Origin of the sequence: Saccharopolyspora oryzae (assembly GCF_027853915.1) — a bacterium.
GTDB lineage: Bacteria > Actinomycetota > Actinomycetes > Mycobacteriales > Pseudonocardiaceae > Saccharopolyspora > Saccharopolyspora oryzae.
In genome coordinates this window covers 89,575-109,137 of sequence record NZ_JAQGLA010000011.1, presented here as the reverse complement: position 1 = coordinate 109,137, position 19,563 = coordinate 89,575, and the positions used below count along the sequence as shown (strand labels likewise).

Annotated in this window: 19 protein-coding genes; 7 read left to right on the top strand and 12 right to left on the bottom strand. The window is 70.0% G+C overall.

Features of this window, described 5'->3' with window-relative positions:
- Positions 1-124 precede the first annotated feature (124 nt).
- Positions 125-919: an exodeoxyribonuclease III gene (locus OU415_RS10400; RefSeq protein WP_270948423.1), complete on the top strand. Its 795-nt coding sequence runs from the start codon at positions 125-127 to the stop codon at positions 917-919.
- A gap of 49 nt (positions 920-968) precedes the next feature.
- Here the strand turns inward: OU415_RS10400 and OU415_RS10395 are convergent, their stop codons facing one another.
- The gene (locus OU415_RS10395; RefSeq protein WP_270948422.1) at positions 969-1,553 is read right to left on the bottom strand and encodes a dihydrofolate reductase family protein; all 585 of its coding nucleotides are present in this window, start codon (positions 1,551-1,553) and stop codon (positions 969-971) included.
- Between the two features lie 17 nt (positions 1,554-1,570).
- Positions 1,571-2,146, bottom strand: a complete 576-nt coding sequence (locus OU415_RS10390; protein ID WP_270948421.1) for a dihydrofolate reductase family protein — start codon at positions 2,144-2,146, stop codon at positions 1,571-1,573.
- Positions 2,147-2,237: 91 nt separating this feature from the next.
- Here OU415_RS10390 and OU415_RS10385 point away from each other — a divergent pair, with 91 nt between their 5' ends.
- Complete coding sequence (locus OU415_RS10385) at positions 2,238-2,807, top strand: TetR/AcrR family transcriptional regulator (RefSeq protein ID WP_270948420.1); 570 nt, start codon at positions 2,238-2,240, stop codon at positions 2,805-2,807.
- Between the two features lie 18 nt (positions 2,808-2,825).
- On the opposite strand, the gene OU415_RS10380 is transcribed toward OU415_RS10385, so the two are convergent.
- Positions 2,826-4,061: an NAD(P)/FAD-dependent oxidoreductase gene (locus OU415_RS10380; protein ID WP_270948419.1), complete on the bottom strand. Its 1,236-nt coding sequence runs from the start codon at positions 4,059-4,061 to the stop codon at positions 2,826-2,828.
- 218 nt (positions 4,062-4,279) lie between these two features.
- On the bottom strand, positions 4,280-5,770 hold the full coding sequence (locus OU415_RS10375) for a S8 family peptidase (RefSeq protein ID WP_270948418.1): 1,491 nt from the start codon (positions 5,768-5,770) through the stop codon (positions 4,280-4,282).
- 173 nt (positions 5,771-5,943) lie between these two features.
- Here OU415_RS10375 and OU415_RS10370 point away from each other — a divergent pair, with 173 nt between their 5' ends.
- The 4 genes from OU415_RS10370 (at position 5,944) to yhjD (ending at position 11,286) form a co-directional block, all read left to right on the top strand.
- Entirely contained in the window at positions 5,944-8,529 is a 2,586-nt protein-coding gene (locus OU415_RS10370) for a bifunctional FO biosynthesis protein CofGH (RefSeq protein WP_270948417.1), read from the top strand.
- A 278-nt stretch (positions 8,530-8,807) separates the two neighbouring features.
- Complete coding sequence (locus tag OU415_RS10365; protein WP_270948416.1) at positions 8,808-9,032, top strand: hypothetical protein; 225 nt, start codon at positions 8,808-8,810, stop codon at positions 9,030-9,032.
- Positions 9,033-9,166: 134 nt separating this feature from the next.
- Entirely contained in the window at positions 9,167-10,204 is a 1,038-nt protein-coding gene (gene trpS, locus OU415_RS10360) for a tryptophan--tRNA ligase (protein ID WP_270948415.1), read from the top strand.
- A 62-nt stretch (positions 10,205-10,266) separates the two neighbouring features.
- Positions 10,267-11,286, top strand: coding sequence for an inner membrane protein YhjD (yhjD, locus tag OU415_RS10355; RefSeq protein ID WP_270948414.1), 1,020 nt, complete (start codon positions 10,267-10,269; stop codon positions 11,284-11,286).
- A gap of 123 nt (positions 11,287-11,409) precedes the next feature.
- Here the strand turns inward: yhjD and OU415_RS10350 are convergent, their stop codons facing one another.
- The 4 genes from OU415_RS10350 to OU415_RS10335 form a co-directional block, all read right to left on the bottom strand.
- Positions 11,410-12,135, bottom strand: coding sequence for an alpha/beta fold hydrolase (locus tag OU415_RS10350; protein ID WP_270948413.1), 726 nt, complete (start codon positions 12,133-12,135; stop codon positions 11,410-11,412).
- Between the two features lie 53 nt (positions 12,136-12,188).
- Positions 12,189-12,791: a TetR/AcrR family transcriptional regulator gene (locus tag OU415_RS10345; protein WP_270948412.1), complete on the bottom strand. Its 603-nt coding sequence runs from the start codon at positions 12,789-12,791 to the stop codon at positions 12,189-12,191.
- Entirely contained in the window at positions 12,788-14,233 is a 1,446-nt protein-coding gene (locus tag OU415_RS10340; protein WP_270948411.1) for an FAD-dependent monooxygenase, read from the bottom strand. The genes OU415_RS10345 and OU415_RS10340 overlap by 4 nt, the downstream gene beginning before the upstream one ends.
- An 81-nt stretch (positions 14,234-14,314) precedes the next feature.
- Positions 14,315-15,556 (bottom strand): D-alanyl-D-alanine carboxypeptidase family protein, encoded by a 1,242-nt coding sequence (locus OU415_RS10335; protein ID WP_270948410.1) that lies wholly within the window; start codon positions 15,554-15,556, stop codon positions 14,315-14,317.
- A gap of 91 nt (positions 15,557-15,647) precedes the next feature.
- Between OU415_RS10335 and OU415_RS10330 the strand changes: the two genes are divergently transcribed.
- The gene (locus OU415_RS10330) at positions 15,648-15,899 is read left to right on the top strand and encodes an SCO4848 family membrane protein (RefSeq protein ID WP_270948409.1); all 252 of its coding nucleotides are present in this window, start codon (positions 15,648-15,650) and stop codon (positions 15,897-15,899) included.
- Positions 15,900-16,057: 158 nt separating this feature from the next.
- On the opposite strand, the gene OU415_RS10325 is transcribed toward OU415_RS10330, so the two are convergent.
- The 4 genes from OU415_RS10325 to sdhC all read right to left on the bottom strand — a co-directional run bounded on the left by OU415_RS10325 (position 16,058) and on the right by sdhC (position 19,563).
- Complete coding sequence (locus OU415_RS10325) at positions 16,058-16,843, bottom strand: succinate dehydrogenase iron-sulfur subunit (RefSeq protein WP_270948408.1); 786 nt, start codon at positions 16,841-16,843, stop codon at positions 16,058-16,060.
- Entirely contained in the window at positions 16,843-18,633 is a 1,791-nt protein-coding gene (gene sdhA / locus OU415_RS10320) for a succinate dehydrogenase flavoprotein subunit (RefSeq protein WP_270948407.1), read from the bottom strand. The genes OU415_RS10325 and sdhA overlap by 1 nt, the downstream gene beginning before the upstream one ends.
- Before the next feature lie 70 nt (positions 18,634-18,703).
- Positions 18,704-19,123, bottom strand: coding sequence for a succinate dehydrogenase hydrophobic membrane anchor subunit (locus tag OU415_RS10315; protein WP_270948406.1), 420 nt, complete (start codon positions 19,121-19,123; stop codon positions 18,704-18,706).
- 5 nt (positions 19,124-19,128) lie between these two features.
- Complete coding sequence (gene sdhC, locus OU415_RS10310; RefSeq protein WP_270948405.1) at positions 19,129-19,563, bottom strand: succinate dehydrogenase, cytochrome b556 subunit; 435 nt, start codon at positions 19,561-19,563, stop codon at positions 19,129-19,131.

Below are 19,563 nucleotides of genomic sequence, written 5' to 3'. Positions count from 1 at the left end.
TGTCGCTATAGCACCCCAAAGTACTCACGGCCCCTGACCAGCGGAAACGCGCGCTCCTTGGGGTGGCCGGAGTCGGTGCGACCACATGGGGTGATCGTCAGGGGTGGTGGTTACGCTCGCAGACGTGCTGACTGTGTCGACCGTCAACGTCAACGGCCTGCGCGCCGCTTCCAAGAAGGGCTTCGTGGAGTGGCTGGCCGCCGCCGAAGCCGACGTCATCTGCATGCAGGAGACGCGCGCGGAGCCCGACCAGCTCACCGCCGCCGTCCGCGAACCCGAGGGGTGGCACACCCTGCTCGCCCCGGCCGCGGCGAAGGGCCGCGCCGGCGTCGCGATCTACAGCCGCACCGAGCCCGAAGCGGTGCGCATCGGTTTCGGCTCCGCGGAGTTCGACGAGAGCGGCCGGTACGCGGAGATCGACCTGCCGGGGCTGGTGATCGGCAGCCTCTACCTGCCCAGCGGCGAGGTGGGCACCGAGCGCCAGGACGAGAAGGAACGCTTCATGAAGGAGTTCCGCGCGTACCTGGACGGCCTCCGCGAGCGCGCCGCGGCCGAGGGGCGCGAGGTGCTGGCGTGCGGTGACTGGAACATCGCCCACCAGGAGGTCGACCTGAAGAACTGGAAGGCCAACCGCAAGGCGGCGGGCTTCCTCCCGGAGGAGAGGGCCTGGCTGACCAGCCTCTACGAGGGCGGCTACGCCGACGTGGTCCGCCACCTCCACCCGGAAGGCCCCGGCCCGTACTCCTGGTGGTCCTACCGGGGCAAGGCCTTCGACAACGACTCGGGCTGGCGCATCGACCTCCACGTGGCCACCCCTGGCCTGGTGGAGAAGGCGACGTCGGCGGTGGTCGAACGAGCCGAGACCTACGACCAGCGCTGGTCCGACCACGCCCCGGTCACAGTGACCTTCGACGTCTGAGTTCGTGCGCCCGAGCCGCTGATCTGCTGCGGCTCGGGCGGTGGGGCCGTCATCGTTTCTGGTAGGTCAGGTGGACGACTCCTCCTGGTTTGGGGTCGGCGCTGGTCAGGTCGAAGTGGTCCGGGCTGAATTCGCCGTCGAACAGGGGGATTCCGGCTCCGGCGACGACCGGGTTGAGCTTGATGATCAGTTCGTCGATCTCCGGGCGCAGGGTTGCCGCCAGCTTCGCGCCGCCGACCAGCCAGATCTTCTTGCCCGGTTCGGCTTTCAGCTCGCGGACCTTCTCGAGCGGGTCCGTCGCGACGAGTTGCACTCCGGGGTCCGGGCTTTCGGCCATCGTTCGCGAGAACACGTAGTGCGCCAGGTGCGCGTACGCGTTGGTCACTCCCGCTTGCAGGCCGATCTCGTAGGAGTTGCGGCCTTCGACGACCGTGTCGAAGTGCTTCGCTTCGACGTCGGCGATGCCGAGCGGTTCGCGCAGGTGGGTCGGGATGATTTCCGGGAATTCGGCTAGCAGTGCCGGGATGTACTCGGGTGTCGGCGCCATGAGCCCGGTGGTGCTCGGGTCCGAGCGGTCCGGGGCGGCGATGAAGCCGTCGATCGTCATGGCGGCGCAGTAGGTGAGCTTTCGCAAGGTGCTTCCTCCGGGGTTCAGCGCTTGGCGTAGGTCAGGTGGACGACGCCGCTGTCGAAGACCTGGGTGTCGGTCAGGTCGAACTGCTCGGGGCCGAATTCCCCGTCGAACAGCGGGATTCCGGCCCCGGCGACGACCGGGTGCAGCTTGACGAACAGCTCGTCGATCTCCGGACGCAGCGTTGCCGCGAGCTTTCCGCCACCGCAGAGCCAGATGCCCATCCCGTCCTCCTGTTTGAGCTTCCGCACGTGCTCGAGCGGGTCGGTGGCGACGAATTCCACCGTGGGATCGGGACTTTCGGTGATCGTGCGGGAGAACACGATGTTGCGCAGGTGCTGGTAGGCGTTCGTCATGCCGTCGCGCACGCCGACCTCCCAGGTGCTGCGCCCCTGCAGGACCGTGTCGAAGTGCTTGTTCGGCGCGTCTTCGAGGCCGAGCAGCGGGCGGAGCTGCGTCGGCATGATCTCCGGGAACTCGTCGCGGGTCGGTTGGGCGTGGTCGCCCTCGTGCAGGAAGAAGTCCGGAGCGGTGTTGTCCGGGCCGGTGATGAAGCCGTCGATGGTCGAGGCGATCAAGTAGGTGAGCTTTCGCATCTGTTCCTTCCGAGAAACCACTGCGTATGTAGTGCTTCAAATGTAGTACTATGGCCGTAGTGGTTGTCAACCGGCAATTTCTGGAGGAGCGATGGTGCAGAACCAGGAGCGGCGGATCGCGCTGGTCGACGCGGCGATCGAGGTGCTGGCGCGCGACGGCGCGCGGGGCCTGACCTTCCGCGCGGTAGACGCCGAGGCGGGCGTGCCCAAGGGCACCGCGTCGAACTACTTCGCCAACCGCGATGACCTGCTCAACCAGGTCGGCGCGCACATCCACCACCGGCTGACGCTCGACCCGGCGGGCGTCGAATCAGCCCAGCTGCCGCCGTCACCGGAACTGCTCACCGAGCTGATGCGCGCGCTCTACCACCACATCTCCCGCGACCGCACCGGTTGGCTCGCGCTGCTGGAACTCCGCCTGGAAGCCACCCGCCGCCCGGAACTCCAAGCGGCGCTGACGAAAACCCTCCGCGACAACCTGAACATGAACGTCGAAGGCCACCGCGCGTCCGGCATCCCCGGCGACGACATGACCACGGTCCTGCTCTACTACGCGATGACGGGCCTGATCCTGGAACACCTGACGGTCCCCGAAGTCCTGGCGGACTTCGACGAGAACGACCTCATCGCCACCTTCGTGAACCGCTCCCTCGCCACCTGACCCGAGCGCTGGACGACGTCAGCGGGCGATCAGGTCGTTCAGCGGAGTGCTGGGGTTGGCCAGCGCTTTCGCGTCGACCGTCGTTCCCGAGGTGATCAGGGTTTTCAGCTGGTCCTGGACGTCCCAGATGTTGACGTTCATCGCCGCCAGGACCCGGCCACCGTCGAGCCAGAAGGCGATGAACTCCCGGTTCGGCACGTCGCCCCGGAAGACCACCTGGTCGTAGTCGCCCGGTTCGGCGTAGCCGAGGTACTCCATTCCCAGGTCGTACTGATCTGTGAAGAAGTAGGGGAGTTCCGAGTACTCCGCGTCCCGGCCCAGCATCGAGGCCGCTGCCGTCGCCGGCTGGTTCAGCGCGTTCGCCCAGTGCTCCACGCGGATCTGCTTGCCCAGCAACGGGTTGAAGGCGTTGGCCACGTCGCCGGCCGCCACGATGTTCGGGTCCGGGGTGCGCAGCGAGGCGTCCACCAGGACGCCGTTGTCCACTCGCAGGCCGGCTTGCTGGGCCAGCGCGACGTCCGGGGCCGCACCAACGGCGACCAGCACCGCTTCGGCGGGGAGGTCGGTGCCGTCGGTCAGGCGGACACCGGTCGCGCGGCCGTCGGTCACGAGGATCTCGTCGACCGCGGAGCCGAAGCGGAAGTCGACGTCGTGCGCGCGGTGCAGGTCCGCGAACACCTGGGCGACCTCGGAGCCGAGCACCCGCAGCAGCGGCAGTTCGGTGGTCTCGACGACGGTCACGGCCACGTCGGCGGCGCGGGCCGCGGCGGTGACCTCCAGGCCGATCCAGCCCGCGCCGATCACGACGAGCCGATCGATCTCGGCCAAGGTCTGCTTGATGCGGTCGGAGTCCTCGACCCGGCGCAGGTACAGCACGCCTTCGGCGTCGACGCCGGGCACCGGCAGGGACCGGGGGTGCGCGCCGGTGGCGAGCAGGAGCTTGTCGAACTCGATGCGGGTGCCGTCGGTGAGCTCGACCTGGCGCAGCGACCGGTCGATGCGCTGCACCGTCATCCCGAGCTGCAGGTCCACCCGGTTGTCGGCGTACCAGTTCTCGTCGTGCACGTAGGCGGCGTCGAACCCGGCGTTGCCCAGCAGGTAGTCCTTGGACAGCGGCGGTCGCTCGTAGGGGCGGTGCGGTTCGTCGCCGAACAGCGAGATCCGCCCGTCGAACCCCAGCTCCCGCAGCGCCTCAGCGCCCTTGGCCCCGGCCATCCCGGCGCCCACGATCACGAACCTCTCCGAATCGCCCACGGCCGACCTCGCTCCCACCGGTTTCCACTGGCACCGAGCGTCGGTCCCCGGGTTCGGTCCGGCAACCCAGAGCGGCGAAGGGCCCCTCCGGCCGACCGGGTCGGAGGGGCCCTTCGCTCATCACCTGTTCGGGGGTCCGAGATCCGCAGTTTCCATTGAAACTGTGATCCGCCGTGGGGGAGATCCGCAGTTTCAATTGAAACTGCGGTCCCCGGGGGTCACCGGACCGCGTCGAGGGCGTCGATCAGGCCTGCGCCGTAGAAGCCCGCTCCGCTCTTGCCGCCCGCGCAGACCGCGTCCGGCTTGCCGTCGCCGTCCGGGTCGTAGTTCGTCGGGCACTTCAGGGCGTCCGCCTGGTTGGCCAGCGCGCCCATCGTCTGCTGGGCGTTCCACTCCGGGTGGCTGCTGCGCAGCAGCGCGACCACGCCGACCGCGTGCGGACCGGCCATCGACGTGCCCTGCATCCAGCCCCAGCCGCCGCCGGGCACGCTGGAGAGCACCCGGCCGTTCTGCGACGGGGTGTCCGGGATCTGGTTCTTGTCACCGCCCGGGGCGGTCACCGTGATGGAACCCAGCCCGTAGTTGGAGTAGTACGACTTCACCGCGTCGGAGCCCACCGCGGACACCGACACCACGCCCGGCAGCTCGCCCGGCAGGACGTGGCAGTCGTTGCCGGTCATGCGGTCCTGCGTCGGGCCGCCGTTGTTCGGGCTGTTGGTGTCGCGGATCGGCTTGGACAGGTCCCAGTTGCTGTTGCCCGCCGACGTCACGGTCACGACGTCCTTGCCGTTGGCGTAGTCGACCGCCCGGCGCACCGCCTCGGCCGCGGCCTTCTGGTCCGGGTCGGAGTCGCACCACAGGTACCAGGGGTCGACGAAGTAGGAGTTGTTGGTGACGTCGATGTCGTTCTCGGCGGCCCAGATGAAACCGCAGATCGCGTACTCGGGGTAGATGAAGCCGCCGTCGTCGATCACCCGCACCGACGCCAGCGAGACGTCCGGTGCGACACCGGCGATGCCGACGCCGTTGCGCGCCGCGGCGATGGTGCCCGCCACGTGCGAGCCGTGGGCCTGCGTCTCGTCCTTCGGCTGCCAGGCCTCCTGGCGGGTGTCCGGAACGCCCTCGTTGGCGCAGCTCACCGACTTGGACAGGTCCAGGTTCGGGCTGAGGTCGGGGTGCGTCGGGTCGATGCCGTAGTCCAGCACGCCGACGGTGACGTCCTTGCTGCCCTGGGAGATCGCGTTCGCCTGGTCGGCCTTGATCTGCCGCATGTCCCACTGCTCGGCTTCCAGCGGTTCCTGGTCGGCCTGCGCGGCGAAGGTGGTGGCGCTGGTGGTGCCTTCGAGCGATTCCAGCCGCATCGACTGCGCCGGCGGGAGCTGCTCGGCGAGGTTGCGGCTGTTCCCGGCCTGTTCGACGCCGGGCTGGTTTCGCACGGCGGCGGCGAATCCGGGATCGGTGGAGGTCGCCACCACGACCCCGATCTGCGGCCAGCTCTGCACGACCGCGCCGCCGACCGCGCGGACCGAGTCCTCGGTCTGCCGCAGGCCGTCACCGGTCGGTCCGACCACGACGAAGTGCGCGGGCGCGGCGGTGGTCGCCGGCGCGGGGGCAGCCGCGCTGACGATTCCGGCCGGCACCAACAGGGCCAGCGCGAGGGCGGAACCGGCGATGCGCGCAGTTCTGCCACTCAGTCCTTTGCGTGACACGTGTCCCTCCTATGGAGACAGAGTGTGTGATCCACCCAGGTATCCGTCGGATTCTGCGCCTGTTCTGACGACCCCTGATAGGGCGAAACGGAGTAATTGCCTTGCCGAAAGTGAGCGCTGGGCCACGTCTTCGGCGGCTGCGCGACGCCCCGCATCGGCCATAGAGTCGCCTGGTGTCGGTCGTAGATCTGCAACTCGCCCAGCCGGAGCCCACCCCGAGCGAATCGGCCATGCGCCGAGCTCTCCGCCGAGCCACCGACGGCGTTTCGCTGGACGCCGCCGAAGCCGCCGTGCTGCTGCACGCCCGGGGCGACGACCTGGAGAAACTGCTGGCCGCAGCGGGCCGCGCGCGGGACGCGCACCTGGTCGCCGAGGGGCGGCCCGGCGTGGTCACCCACGCCCGCAACGTGTTCATCCCGCTGACCCGGCTGTGCCGGGACCGCTGCCACTACTGCACCTTCGCCACCGTGCCGCACCGCGTCGAGTCGGCGTTCCTGGAGCGCGAGGAGGTCGTCGAGATCGCCCGGCAGGGCGCCGCGGCCGGGTGCACGGAAGCGCTGTTCACCTTGGGCGACCGGCCGGAGGAGCGCTGGTCGGCGGCCGCGGAGTGGCTCGAGTCGCGCGGTTATTCCTCCACTGTGGACTACGTGCGGTCCTGCGCGATCGCGGTGCTGGAGGAGACCGGGCTGCTGCCGCACCTCAACCCCGGCGTGCTGTCCTGGTCCGAGCTGACCAGGCTCAAGCCGGTGGCGGCCAGCATGGGCATGATGCTGGAGACCACCGCAGAGCGGCTGTGGCGGGACAAGGGCGGACCGCACTTCGGCAGCCCGGACAAGGAACCCGCGGTCCGGCTGCGAGCGCTGGAGGACGCCGGGCGCGTGGCGGTGCCGTTCACCAGCGGAATCCTCATCGGCATCGGCGAGAACCGCACCGAACGCGCTGAATCGCTGCTCGCGCTGCGCAGCGTCGCCCGGCAGTACGGGCACCTGCAGGAGATCATCGTGCAGAACTTCCGGGCCAAGCCGGACACCGCGATGCGCGACGTGCCCGACGCCGATCTGCAGGACCTGGCCGCCACCGTCGCCGTCGCGCGGCTGCTCATGCCCTCCGGGGTCAGCGTGCAGGCGCCGCCGAACCTGGTCGGCGACCAGCAGCTGCTGATGCTGCGCGCCGGGATCGACGACTGGGGCGGGGTTTCCCCGGTGACCCCGGACCACGTCAGCCCCGAGCACCCCTGGCCCCAGCTGGACGACCTCGCCGCGACCACCGCGGAAGCCGGGTTCGAGCTGCGCGAACGGCTCACCGCCTACCCGCGCTACGTGCGCGCCGGGCTCGCGGGCGACAGCACGCAGTGGCTGGACCTGCGGGTGGCCGGGCACGTCGCGGCGCTGGCCGCCGAGGACGGCCTGCGGCTGCCGGACGCGGAGATCGTCGGCCGCGAGTGGCAGGAGCCGGACGGCGGGTTCGAGTCCATCGGCCGCACCGACCTGCACCGCAGCATCGACACCTCGGGTCGCACCGAGGACCGCCGCGGCGACTTCGACACCGTCTACGGCGACTGGGACGAGCTGCGCGCGCAGGTGCCCGCCGACGCCGCCCCGGAGCGGCTCGACGCCGACGTGCGGGCTGGGCTCGAGCTGGCCGGGTCGGACCCCGCGGCACTGCTCGACGAAGCGAACCACGATGCGGCAATGGCCTTGATGACCTGCGACGGAGCCGCTCTGGACGAGCTCGCGCGGATCGCCGACGAGCTGCGCCGGGAGGTCGTCGGGGACGACATCACCTACGTGGTCAACCGCAACATCAACTTCTCGAACATCTGCTACGTCGGCTGCCGGTTCTGCGCCTTCGCGCAGCGCGAGCGCGACGCCGACGCCTACCGGCTCTCGCCGGAGGAGGTCGCCGACCGCGCCGACGAGGCGTGGCGGGCCGGCGCCACCGAGATCTGCATGCAGGGCGGCATCGATCCGCGGCTGCCGGTGTCCGGCTACGCCGACCTGGTGCGGGCGATCAAGCAGCGGGTGCCGGAGATGCACGTCCACGCGTTCAGCCCGATGGAGATCGTCAGCGCCGCGGCCAAGGCCGGGGTGGGCGTCGCGGACTGGCTGGCCGAGCTGAAGGAAGCCGGGCTGGGCAGCATCCCGGGCACCGCGGCGGAGATCCTCGACGACGAGGTGCGCTGGGTGCTGACCAAGGGCAAGCTGCCGGCCGCCGAGTGGATCGAGGTCGTCAGCACCGCGCACCGGCTGGGCATCCCGTCCTCGTCGACGATGATGTACGGCCACGTCGACACGCCCGAGCACTGGCTGGGCCACTTCCGGACGCTGGCCGGGGTGCAGGACACCGCGGCCGAGCACGGCAACGCCGGGCTCACCGAGTTCGTGCCGCTGCCGTTCGTGCACCGCAACGCGCCGATCTACCTGGCCGGGCTGGCCCGCCCGGGCCCCACGCACCGGGACAACCGCGCGGTGCACGCGATGGCGCGCGTGCTGCTGCACGGTCGCATCGACAACGTCCAGTGCTCCTGGGTCAAGCTCGGCGACACCGGGACGACCGAGGTGCTCAACGGCGGGGCCAACGACGTCGGCGGGACGTTGATGGAGGAGACGATCAGCCGGATGGCCGGGTCCGAGCACGGTTCGGAGCGCAGCGTCGAGGAGCTGCACGAACTGGCTGGTCGGGCGGGTCGTCCGGCGCGGCAGCGGACCACCACCTACGGCCGCGCGGGGCGGGTGCAGCTGGGCATCAGCCAGTCCTGACCCGTTCGAGTGTGTCCCATCTCACGGCTTTAACCGGATCGAGTGGCTGTGAACGCTGGGAAACCGGCCGTCCACCTGCGTCGTTCAAAGATCAACAGACCCGAATTCAGGCGCATTTCTCGGGAAAATATGATCATTCCGTCGTGGTCGGTTTACGCAAAGCGACCACGCGCGTAACGGCCGACCGGTACGGTCCGCCACCAGACTCGGACGAATGCTGACCCGATCGGGTCAACTGTCGTTAGGGAGGCGCGCTCGTGCGTAGCCGAATATCTCGCGTGGCCACGCGAGTCTCCGTGCTCTGCGCTGCCGCCGGAGCGGCGTCGCTGGTGACCGCCACGGCGGCCGCTGCCGACCCGCGGGCGATGGCCGTGAGCGGACCGATGGACTCGTTGGCCACGCCGGTCGGCCTCACCGCAGTCGGGCTCGGTGTGGCCGGCATGGTCGCGGGGGTGTTCCGCAAGAAGAAGGTCACGCCCGAGAACCAGCGCAAGACCTCCTGAGCCTCCCGGGCGACGGTCGGTTCAGCCCGGAACCAGCGTCCCGGCGCCCGGTCGGTCCAGGCAAAACCGGCACCCCCGCGAGTGCTGCCGGAGGTCGTTCCCACCGGCGGCGCGCGGCTTGCGAGAATCAGCACGTGAGCAGCGACACCGCACCCCAGAACAGCCAGTCCGCGGCCCGGCCGCGGGTGTTGTCCGGCATCCAGCCGACCGCCGACTCGTTCCACCTCGGCAACTACCTGGGCGCCCTGCGGGAGTGGGTCGTCATGCAGGACGAGTACGACGCCTTCTACTGCGTCGTCGACCTGCACGCCATCACCGTCGAGCAGGACCCGGAGCAGCTGCGCCAGCGCACCCGGCTCTCCGCCGCCCAGCTGCTGGCCCTCGGCATCGACCCGGACCGCTCCACGCTGTTCGTGCAGAGCCACGTCCCGGAGCACGCCCAGCTCAGCTGGGTGATGGAGTGCCTGACCGGCTTCGGCGAGGCCGGCCGGATGACCCAGTTCAAGGACAAGTCCGCCCGGCAGGAAGCCGAGCACGTCAGCGTCGGGCTGTTCACCTACCCGGTGCTGCAGGCCGCGGACATCCTGCTCTACCAGGCCGATGCGGTCCCGGTCGGCGAGGACCAGCGCCAGCACCTGGAGCTCACCCGCAACTTGGCGCAGCGGTTCAACTCCCGCTACGGCAACACCTTCACGGTCCCGGCCGCGCACATCCCCAAGGGCACCGCGAAGATCTACGACCTGCAGGACCCGACCTCCAAGATGAGCAAGTCGGTGCCCGCCGGGGTCGTCGAGCTGATGGAGTCGCCGAAGCGCTCGGCGAAGAAGATCCGCTCCGCGGTCACCGACCTGGAGCGCGAGATCCGCTACGACGTCGAGAACAAGCCGGGCATCAGCAACCTGCTGGCGATCTACTCGGCGCTGACCGGGCGCGACGTCCCGGAGCTCGAAACCGCCTACGAGGGCAAGGGTTACGGCGACCTGAAGAAGGACCTCGGCGAGGTCGTGGTCGAGTTCGTGACGCCGTTCCAGGACAAGGTCCAGGGCTACCTCGACGACCCGGCGGAGCTGGACAAGGTCCTGCACCGCGGCGCCGAGCACGCCCGCGAGGTGGCGGGCGAAACGCTGCGCACCGTCTTCGATCGAGTGGGCTTCCTTCGACCGATGGGCTGATCTGATCAACTCCGGGTAGCCTGCCACCGTTCGGGGGAAGCCGTTGCGGCGGGAGGTGCACCGTGACCGGGCAGCAGGAGGAGAAACCGGGGCGGCTGGCGCTGCTGCGCCGCAAGCACGGGTGGCTGGACCGGCTGATCCGGGCGTTCGAGCGGTACCAGAAGCAGTACGGCGACTACTACGCCGCGGCGATCACCTACTTCAGCGTGCTCGCCATGGTGCCCCTGCTGATGATCGCCTTCGCGGTCGCCGGTTTCGTGCTGGCGGGCAACCCGGAGCTGCTCGGGCGGCTGCAGGCCTCGATCACCACGGCCGTGCCCAGCCCGGCGATGAGCCAGATGCTGACCGGCGTCGTCGACCAGGCGATCCGGCAGGCCGGGGCGGTCGGGGTGATCGGTCTGCTCACCGCGCTGTACTCCGGGCTGGGGTGGATGACCAACCTCCGCGAGGCGCTCACGGCGCAGTGGACGCAGGTGCCGGACCAGCAGCCGATGCTGCGGCGGATGGTCTCGGACCTGCTGTCGCTGATCGGTCTCGGCGCGGCGATGGCGGTCTCGATCGGGATCAGCGCGCTCGGCGGTCTCGGGCTGCGGCTGTTCGAACTGGTCGGGATAGAGCACACCGCGGTGGCCCTGCTCGTGCTGCAGGGGCTGACCACGCTGCTGTCGCTGGCGGCGAGCTGGCTGGTGTTCCTGTGGGTGCTGGCCAGGCTGCCGCGCAAACCGGTCACGCTGCGCAGCGCGGTGTGGGGCGCGCTGTTCGCCGCGATCGGCTTCGAGGTCCTCAAGCAGGTCGCGGTGATCTACCTGAACAGCGTCACCACCTCCCCGGCCGGGGCGGCGTTCGGCCCGATCCTCGGTCTGCTGGTGTTCGCCAACCTGACCTCGCGGTTCATCCTGTTCGTCACCGCCTGGACGGCCTGCGCCCCGGAGAACATGGAACTGGCGCCACCGCCCCCGCCGGGCCCGGCGATCATCCGCCCGATCGTCCAGGTCCGCGGCAACCGCATCGGCGCCCGCACCACGGCGGGCCTGGTGAGCCTGGGCGCGCTCGCCGGCTGGGCCTGGCGCCGCCGCCGTTGATCCGCAAATTCAATGGAAATCGGAGGTCCGATTTCCATTGAAATTGAGGTAGTTCTCCACAGGAGCCCGGAGCTGTCCCCATGTTTCGGCGTGTCGGGAGACGACATGCCGGGGCGTGCCGGATCAGGTGGCGAGGTCGGCGAGCAGCGCGGCGAGGTCGGTGGGGCGGGAGAACATCGGCCAGTGGCCGGTCGGCAGGTGGTGCACGTCGACTCCGGCCATCACCGCGTACTTCGGATCGCCGCTGTCGACCATGGCTCGCACGTCCTCCGGGGTGAAGGTCGTCGCGATCACCGAGCGCGGCACGTCCGGGAGGACGTCGGGCCGCCGCAGCGGCTGCGTGAGGGTGCCGAACGGCTGCGGGGTGCTCATGGCGCGCATGCGGGCCAGCTGCCCGTCGTCGAGCCCGGCGAGGTCCTCCGGGCCGAAGTCGGGGAGCGGCAGGCGCCAGCCGTCGCCGTCGGACGCGACGCTCTTGCGCCACGCGTCCTGGACTTCCGGCGGATTGGAGTCGAGCACGGATGCCCCGGCCGGCATCGGCCCGGCGTCGACGTAGACCACGCGCGCGATCCGCTCCGGGATGCGGTCGCCGAGGGCCGTGACGGGCACGTTCGCGCCGCTGTGCCCGACCAGCACGACCTCGCGCAGGTCGTCGCCCTCGACGAGCCGCACCAGGTCGGCGATGTGGGTCTCGACGTCCACCTCCGGGGTGGCTTCGTCAACGCGGTCCGCGAGCCCGGGCAGCGTCACCGGGTGCACGTCGTGCCCCGCCGCCCGCAGTTCCCGCGTCACGTCCTCCCAAGCCCAGGCTCCGAGCCAGAAACCGGGCACCAGCACGAACGTCGCCATCGTCGCTCCTCGTCCTTCGGATGCCTCCGGACAGTAGGGGCCAGGTCCGACAGCTACTCCGGACCGCCGAGGAGTCCGGCGCTGCGGTACACCGATTCGAGGTAGGCGCGGGCCCCCGCGGCATCGAGCGGTTCGGGCTGGACCAGCCGGAACAGCACCGCGCCGACCATCATGTCGATCAGCACGTCCAGGTCGGCGTCGGCGGCGAGCGTTCCCTCGGCCTGCGCGCGCTCCAGCAGCGCCCGGGTGATCCGCCGCCGGGGCAGGACGTAGTTCTCCCAGTAGGTCGCCATCAGCTCCGGGTGGCTGACGCTCGCCCCGAAGACGCGGGCGATCATCGCGCGCAGCCGCGGTTCGGCGATCGCCTCGGCGAGACCGGGCAGGAGTTGCCGGATCAGCGTCGCCACCGGCACGTCGGCGACGTCGGTCGGTGCGGTTTCGGGGATCTCGTCGCGGGCGGACTCGATCGCGGCGGCCAGCACCGCCTCCTTGGAGTCCCACCGCCGGTAGACGGTGAGCTTGCCGACCCCGGCCCGCTTGGCGATCTGCTCGATGCTGGTGCCCTCGACGCCGCCTTCGACGAACAGGTCCAGCGCGGCCCGGAGGATCGCCCGGTCCGCTTCGGGGTTGCGGGGTCGCCCGCGCGTTCCGGTCATGCGGCCCTCCCGGTTCGCAAGGTCGTCCCGAGCCAGCGCGAGAGCTCTGCCGCGCTGGTCCCGCGCCACGCGAGGTGGGCGTCCGGGCGCACCAACCAGATCTCGCGACGCGGGTTCTCGGGCACCAGGTGCACGACGGCATGGCCGATCGGGGTCGGGATTTCCTGGCTGGAAAGCACCGCCCAGCGGCCACCGAGCTCGGAGTGCAAGCGGGTCCGCCGTCCGCTGCCGTCCCGGCACACCAGGTCCGGCACTCGGTCGCCGGGACGCGGGCGAGGTCCGCGCCGGGAGCCGAGCGGGCCGTTGCGGTAGTTCACCCACAGCTGGGACGCCAGCCACGTCCCGCGCCGCTGGAACGGTCCGAGCCTGGCCACCCGCGTGAACAGGTTGCGCACCGATCTGCCGACGACGCCCTCGGCCAGCATGAGCTTGGTGTTCGCCGTGGTACCGCGCAGGACGCTCTCGGCCAGCGGCCGTCGTTCGGCCTGGTAGGTGTCCAGCAGCGCAGCAGCCGCACGGCCCTGCAGCACCAGCGCGAGCTTCCACGCCAGGTTCTCGGCATCACCGATGCCGGTGTTCATGCCCTGACCGCCGAACGGGCTGTGGATGTGCGCGGCGTCCCCGGCCAGCAGGACCCGCCCGCAGCGGTAGCTGTCGGCCAGCCGGCGGTGGATCCGGAAGGCCGAGGTCCAGGTGGCCCCGCGCAGCCGCGCGTCGGTCCGGCCGGTGCGCTCGGGGAGCAGGCGGCGCAGCTGGGTGAGGACGTCGTCCTCGGCGTGCTCGACGTCGGCCATCAGCCGCCACCGGTCGTCGGTCCCGCTCCGCATCGGCATCGCGATGAACATCCCGTCCCGGGCGAACCAGCTCGACGAGCCGCGCCGGTCCAGGTCCCAGTCGGCGTCCACGTCCGCGAGCAGCCACTGGTCCACCAGCTGCGCGCCGGGGAAGCCGATGCCGGTGAGCTTGCGGACCGCGCTGTGCGCGCCGTCGCAGCCCACGACGTAGTCCGCGCGGGTCGTTTCGCCGGAGATCGTCGCGGTCACTCCGCCGGCGTCTGGCACCAGGTCGGTGAGCTCGCGGTCCCACTCGACGGTGCCGCCGAGCTCGGTCAACCGCCGCCGCAGCTCGGCCTCCACCTCGGCCTGCGACACCACGAGCGCGGAGAGCTGTTCGCCCTCGACCTCGCCGAACCTGATGGTGGCGAGGGTCTTGTCCCCGGCGTGCATGGTGATCTGCATGGCCCGGTGCGCGCGGTCGGGCAGGTCGCCGAGAGCGCCGAGCCGGTTCAGCACCTCGACGCCACGTGCGTGCAGGATGTTCGCCCGCGAGGTCGTCGCGGGTCCGGCGGCTCGATCGACGACTCGAACCGGGACGTCGTGCGCGCGCAAGCCGCACGCCAGCGCCAGTCCGGTCGGACCTGCCCCCACCACGAGAACGCCCATCGTCCGCTCCAATTGATTAACGGTACGGGTCCGTTAACTAATAAGACCACGGCCGGCGGCCGACCGGTAGGGCCTTTCGGATCAGGGGTGGTCGTCGCCGCCGCGGCGCCGACGGCGGGCGATGGCAGCCCGGCGGCGCTGCACGACGATCGCGGCGGCGATGGCGACGACCGCCGCGGCCAGCAGCGCCAGCGGTCCGCCGACCGTGCCGAAAATCGAGGCGGCTTCCGGCTGGGCCTGCACCGGCTGGCCGTCCGCCCGGGTCTCGGTGGGTGCGCCCGGGGAAGTGGTCACCAGCTCGCCGACGGCGCTCGCATCGCCCAGGGCGAATCCGTAGTCCAGCAGGTGCATGGTCTGCGCGGACTGCCTGATCGGCTCGTTCTCACCGCGCATCAGCACCGCGACCAGCCGTCGCCCGTCGCGCTCGGCGGCGCCGATGAAGGTGTGCCGGGCGTCGTCGGTGAACCCGGTCTTGCCGCCGATCCCGCCGGGGTAGGCGCGCAGCACCTGGTTGTCGCTCCACACCTCCAGCGGTGGACCGCCCGGCGCGCCCGGCAGGAAGGCCTGGTGGGTGCCGGCGATCGCGGCGAAGGCGGGCTCCTGCATCGCGACCCGGAAGATGGTCGCCAGGTCGTAGGCCGACGTGCTCATGCCCGGACCGTCCAAACCGGACGGTGTCGCGGTGCGGGTGTCCAAGGCGCCCAACGATTCCGCCAACGCGTTCATCTTCTGGACGGTGGTCTCCACGCCGCCCATCTTCATCGCGAGCGCGTGCGCGGCGTCGTTGCCGGACCGCAGGATGAGGCCGGTCAGCACCTGCTGGACCGAGTAGGTGACGCCGGGCTCGAGGCCGACCCGGCTGCCCTCCTGGTTCGCGTCCTCCTGGGTGACCACGATCGTGTCGTCCAGGCGGAGTTCGCGGATCGCGGTCAGCGCGGTGAGGACCTTGATGGTGGACGCCGGGCGGTGCCGGGCGTGCGGGTCGTGCGCGGCCAGCACCTCGCCGGAGTCCAGGTCGGCGAGCACCCAGCTGGCCGCCGAGACCTCCGGCGGCGGAGCCGGCGCGCCGGGCGGGGCGACGAACCCGCACCCGCTCATCTGGTCGCCGCCCACGGGCGTCTCAGGCACCGGCACGGGCTCCGGGACGGGCTGGCCGGGCGCGGGTACCTCGGAGGTGTCCACCGGCGGCGGAGGCGCCGCGGCAGCGGGGCAACCGTCCTGCGCGTGCGCGGTGCCACCCATGAGCGGGAGCGCCACGCCGAGAGCGCAGATGGCGATCTTGGTGCGAAGCAGGCTTACCGAACCGCGGGCACGTCGAGGCACACGCAGCAGGCTAGCCAATCCGGAACGCCCGCGTCCGGGCAGAGTCCACCCGGACCGGTGGGTGAGGCCGGTTACAGCGGATACTGGCCCCGTGACGATTTCCCGACGTGTTGCGCTGTTCCTGCTGGCCTTCGGCGTGTGGTCCTACCTGCTGTGGCCCAACTTCGTGCGCAACATCTGGAACAGCGACCGGTCCTGGGCGGACGGCTCCCCGACGAGCTACCTGATCGTCCACCTGGTGATCGCGGTGGTCTCCCTGGTCCTGGGCACGATCATCGGCGTCATCGGCTGGCGCGCGTTCCGGGCCACCCGCAAGACGACCGACCAGAACACCAAGGCCTGACGCTCCGTTCCACCTGATCAGCACCCGTGAGTCTTTTGGGACGCCAGGACAGCCCAAAAGACTCACGGGTCCTGACCAGCTGCAGACCGGTCCGCCGAGCACGAAAAACCGGCGCCCACCCCGAGGGGTGAGCGCCGGTTCCGCTCTTGCCGGGAAGGTCAGCGGCGCCGGAACATCAGCGCGCGCTTGACCTCCTGGATCGCCTTGGTGACCTGGATGCCGCGCGGGCAGGCGTCCGTGCAGTTAAAGGTCGTGCGGCAGCGCCACACCCCGTCGACGTCGTTGAGGATGTCGAGGCGCTCCTCGGCACCCTCGTCACGGCTGTCGAAGATGAAGCGGTGCGCGTTGACGATCGCCGCCGGGCCGAAGTAGTTCCCGTCCGACCAGTACACCGGGCACGACGTGGTGCACGCCGCGCACAGGATGCACTTGGTGGTGTCGTCGAACCGGGCCCGCTCGGCCACCGACTGCACCCGCTCGCGGGTCGGCTCGTTGCCCGAGGTCATCAGGTACGGCTTGACCGACCGGTAGGCCTCGAAGAACGGCTCCATGTCGACGACCAGGTCCTTCTCCAGCGGAAGGCCCTTGATCGGCTCGATGGTCAGGGTCGTCTCGCCGCCCTTGACCAGCAGGTCCTTCATCAGGACCTTGCAGGCCAGCCGGTTGACGCCGTTGATCCGCATCGCGTCGGACCCGCACACGCCGTGCGCGCAGGACCGGCGGAAGGTCAGCGAGCCGTCGACGTACCACTTGATGTAGTGCAGCAGGTTCAGCACGCGGTCCGAGGGCAGCGCCGGGATCCGGTACGCCTCGAAGTGCGGTTCCTCGTCGGTCTCCGGGTTGTACCGCAGGATCTTGACGGTCACCATCGTGGCGTCGTCCGGGATCGGCGGTGCGTCGTCCGGGAGCTGGGTCGTCTCGTTGTTCGTGGTGGCGGCGGTCATCAGTACTTACGCTCCATCGGCTGGTACCGGGTGACGACGACGGGCTTGTAGTCCAGCCGGATGTCGGACTGGAAACCGGTCAGCCCCAGCGGGGCGTCCGGGTCCTCCTTCTCCGGCAGCACCTTGTACTGCATGCTGTGCCGCATGAAGTTGACGTCGTCGCGGGCGGTGTAGTCCTCGCGGGCGTGCCCGCCGCGGGACTCCTTGCGGGCCAGCGCGGCGTTGACCAGGGCCTCGGCCAGGTCGAGCAGGAAGCCCAGCTCGATGGCCTCCAGCAGGTCGGAGTTGTACCGCTTGCCCTTGTCGTGCACGGAGATCCGGCCGTAGCGCTCCTTGAGCGCCTGCACGTCCGACAGCGCCGTCTTCAGCGTCTCCTCGGTGCGGTACACCGACGCGTTGGCGTCCATCGTCTGCTGCAGCTCGGTGCGGATCGTGGCGACCCGCTCGCCGCCGTGCGCGGTGCGCAGGTGGTCGACCATGCCCTCGACGAGCTTGGTCGGGTTCTCCGGCATCTCGACGTGCTCGTGGGCCTTCGCGTACTCCGCGGCGGCGATGCCGGACCGGCGGCCGAACACGTTGATGTCCAGCAGCGAGTTGGTGCCCAGGCGGTTCGAGCCGTGCACCGAGACGCAGGCGCACTCACCGGCGGCGTAGAGGCCGGGGATGACGTTGTCGTTGTCCCGGAGGACCTCGCCCTCCACGTTGGTGGGGATGCCGCCCATCGCGTAGTGCGCGGTCGGGTAGACCGGCACCGGCTCCTCGGTCGGCTCCACGCCCAGGTAGGTGCGGGAGAACTCCATGATGTCCGGCAGCTTCGCCTCGAGCAGCTCTTCGCCGAGGTGCGTGACGTCCAGCAGCACGTAGTCCTTGTTCGGACCCGCACCGCGGCCTTCCAGCACCTCCAGGGCCATCGACCGGGCGACGATGTCGCGCGGCGCGAGGTCCTTGATGGTCGGGGCGTAGCGCTCCATGAACCGCTCGCCGTCGGCGTTGCGGAGGATGCCGCCCTCGCCGCGGACGCCCTCGGTGATGAGGATGCCCAGGCCGGCCAGACCGGTCGGGTGGAACTGGTAGAACTCCATGTCCTCCAGCGGCAGGCCCTTGCGGTAGACGATGCCCATGCCGTCACCGGTCAGGGTGTGCGCGTTCGACGTGGTCTTGAAGACCTTGCCGAAGCCGCCGGTCGCGAAGATGACCGCCTTGGCGTGGAAGACGTGGATCTCGCCGGTGGCCAGCTCGTAGGCGATGGCGCCGGTGCAGACCTGCTGCCCGTCCGGGCCCTCGCTGAGCATCACGTCCAGGACGTAGAACTCGTTGTAGAACTCCACGCCGTGCTTGACGCAGTTCTGGTACAGCGTCTGCAGGATCATGTGGCCGGTGCGGTCCGCGGCGTAGCAGGCGCGGCGGACCGGCGCCTTGCCGTGGTCGCGGGTGTGGCCGCCGAACCGGCGCTGGTCGATCTTGCCCTCGGGGGTCCGGTTGAACGGCAGACCCATCTTCTCGAGGTCCAGGACCGCGTCGATGGCCTCCTTCGCCATGATCTCGGCGGCGTCCTGGTCGACCAGGTAGTCACCGCCCTTGATCGTGTCGAAGGTGTGCCACTCCCAGTTGTCCTCTTCGACGTTGGCCAGCGCCGCGCACATGCCGCCCTGGGCGGCGCCCGTGTGCGAACGGGTGGGGTAGAGCTTCGTCAGCACGGCGGTGCGGGCGCGCTGCCCGGACTCGATCGCCGCGCGCATCCCGGCGCCTCCTGCGCCGACGATGACCACGTCGTACTTGTGGATTTGCATGGTCGCCTCCTCGGGCGGCGGCGAGGTCCGTGGTCGGGCGACGACCTCGCCGCGATGTGGTCGTCTGCGGCTAGCCGATGTTCGGGTCGAAGGTGAAGAGGACGAAGGTGCCCAGACCCACGGTCAGCAAGACCGAGACGTACAGCAGCATCTTCAGCCAGAAGCGCGTGCCGTCCTTGCGCGAGTAGTCGTTGATGACGGTACGCAGACCGTTGCCGCCGTGCAGGCCGGCCAGCCAGAGCATCGTCAGGTCCCACATCTGCCAGAACGGGGACGCCCAGCGACCCGCGACGAAGGCGAAGTTGATCCGCTGCACGCCGCCGTCCAGGAACAGCATGATCAGCAGGTGGCCCAGGACCAGGAACAGCAGGACCACGCCCGACAGCCGCATGAACAACCAGCTGTAGAGCTCGAAGTTGTTGCGGCGGGCGGCGGGCCGGGAGGAGGAGCGCGGCTTCTCCACGGAAAGCGGTGCGTCGGTGACGGTCATTGCCCTCAACCCCCGAAGAACTCGTTGACGGCGCGGCTGAGCAGGCTGATCGCGGCCGGGACGATCAGGACGAGCCACAGCACCAGGACGGTCCACAGCATCGGCTTCTGGTACTTGGTGCCCTTGGACCAGAAGTCGACGAGCATCACGCGGATGCCGTTGAACGCGTGGAAGATCACGGCCGCCAGCAGACCCAGCTCGAAGAGGATCATCACCGGGTGCTTGTAAGTCTCGATGACCGTGTCGTACGCGTTGGGCGAGACCCGCACCAGGGCGGTGTCCAGAACGTGCACGAACAAGAAGAAGAAGGTGAGTACGCCCGTGATCCGGTGGGCGACCCACGACCACATGCCCAGATCGCCGCGGTAGAGACGCCCCTTGGCGCGCACCTCGGTGGCGCGTTCCGGTGCGTCGGCCGCGGAGGCGGTGGTGCTGGCCAT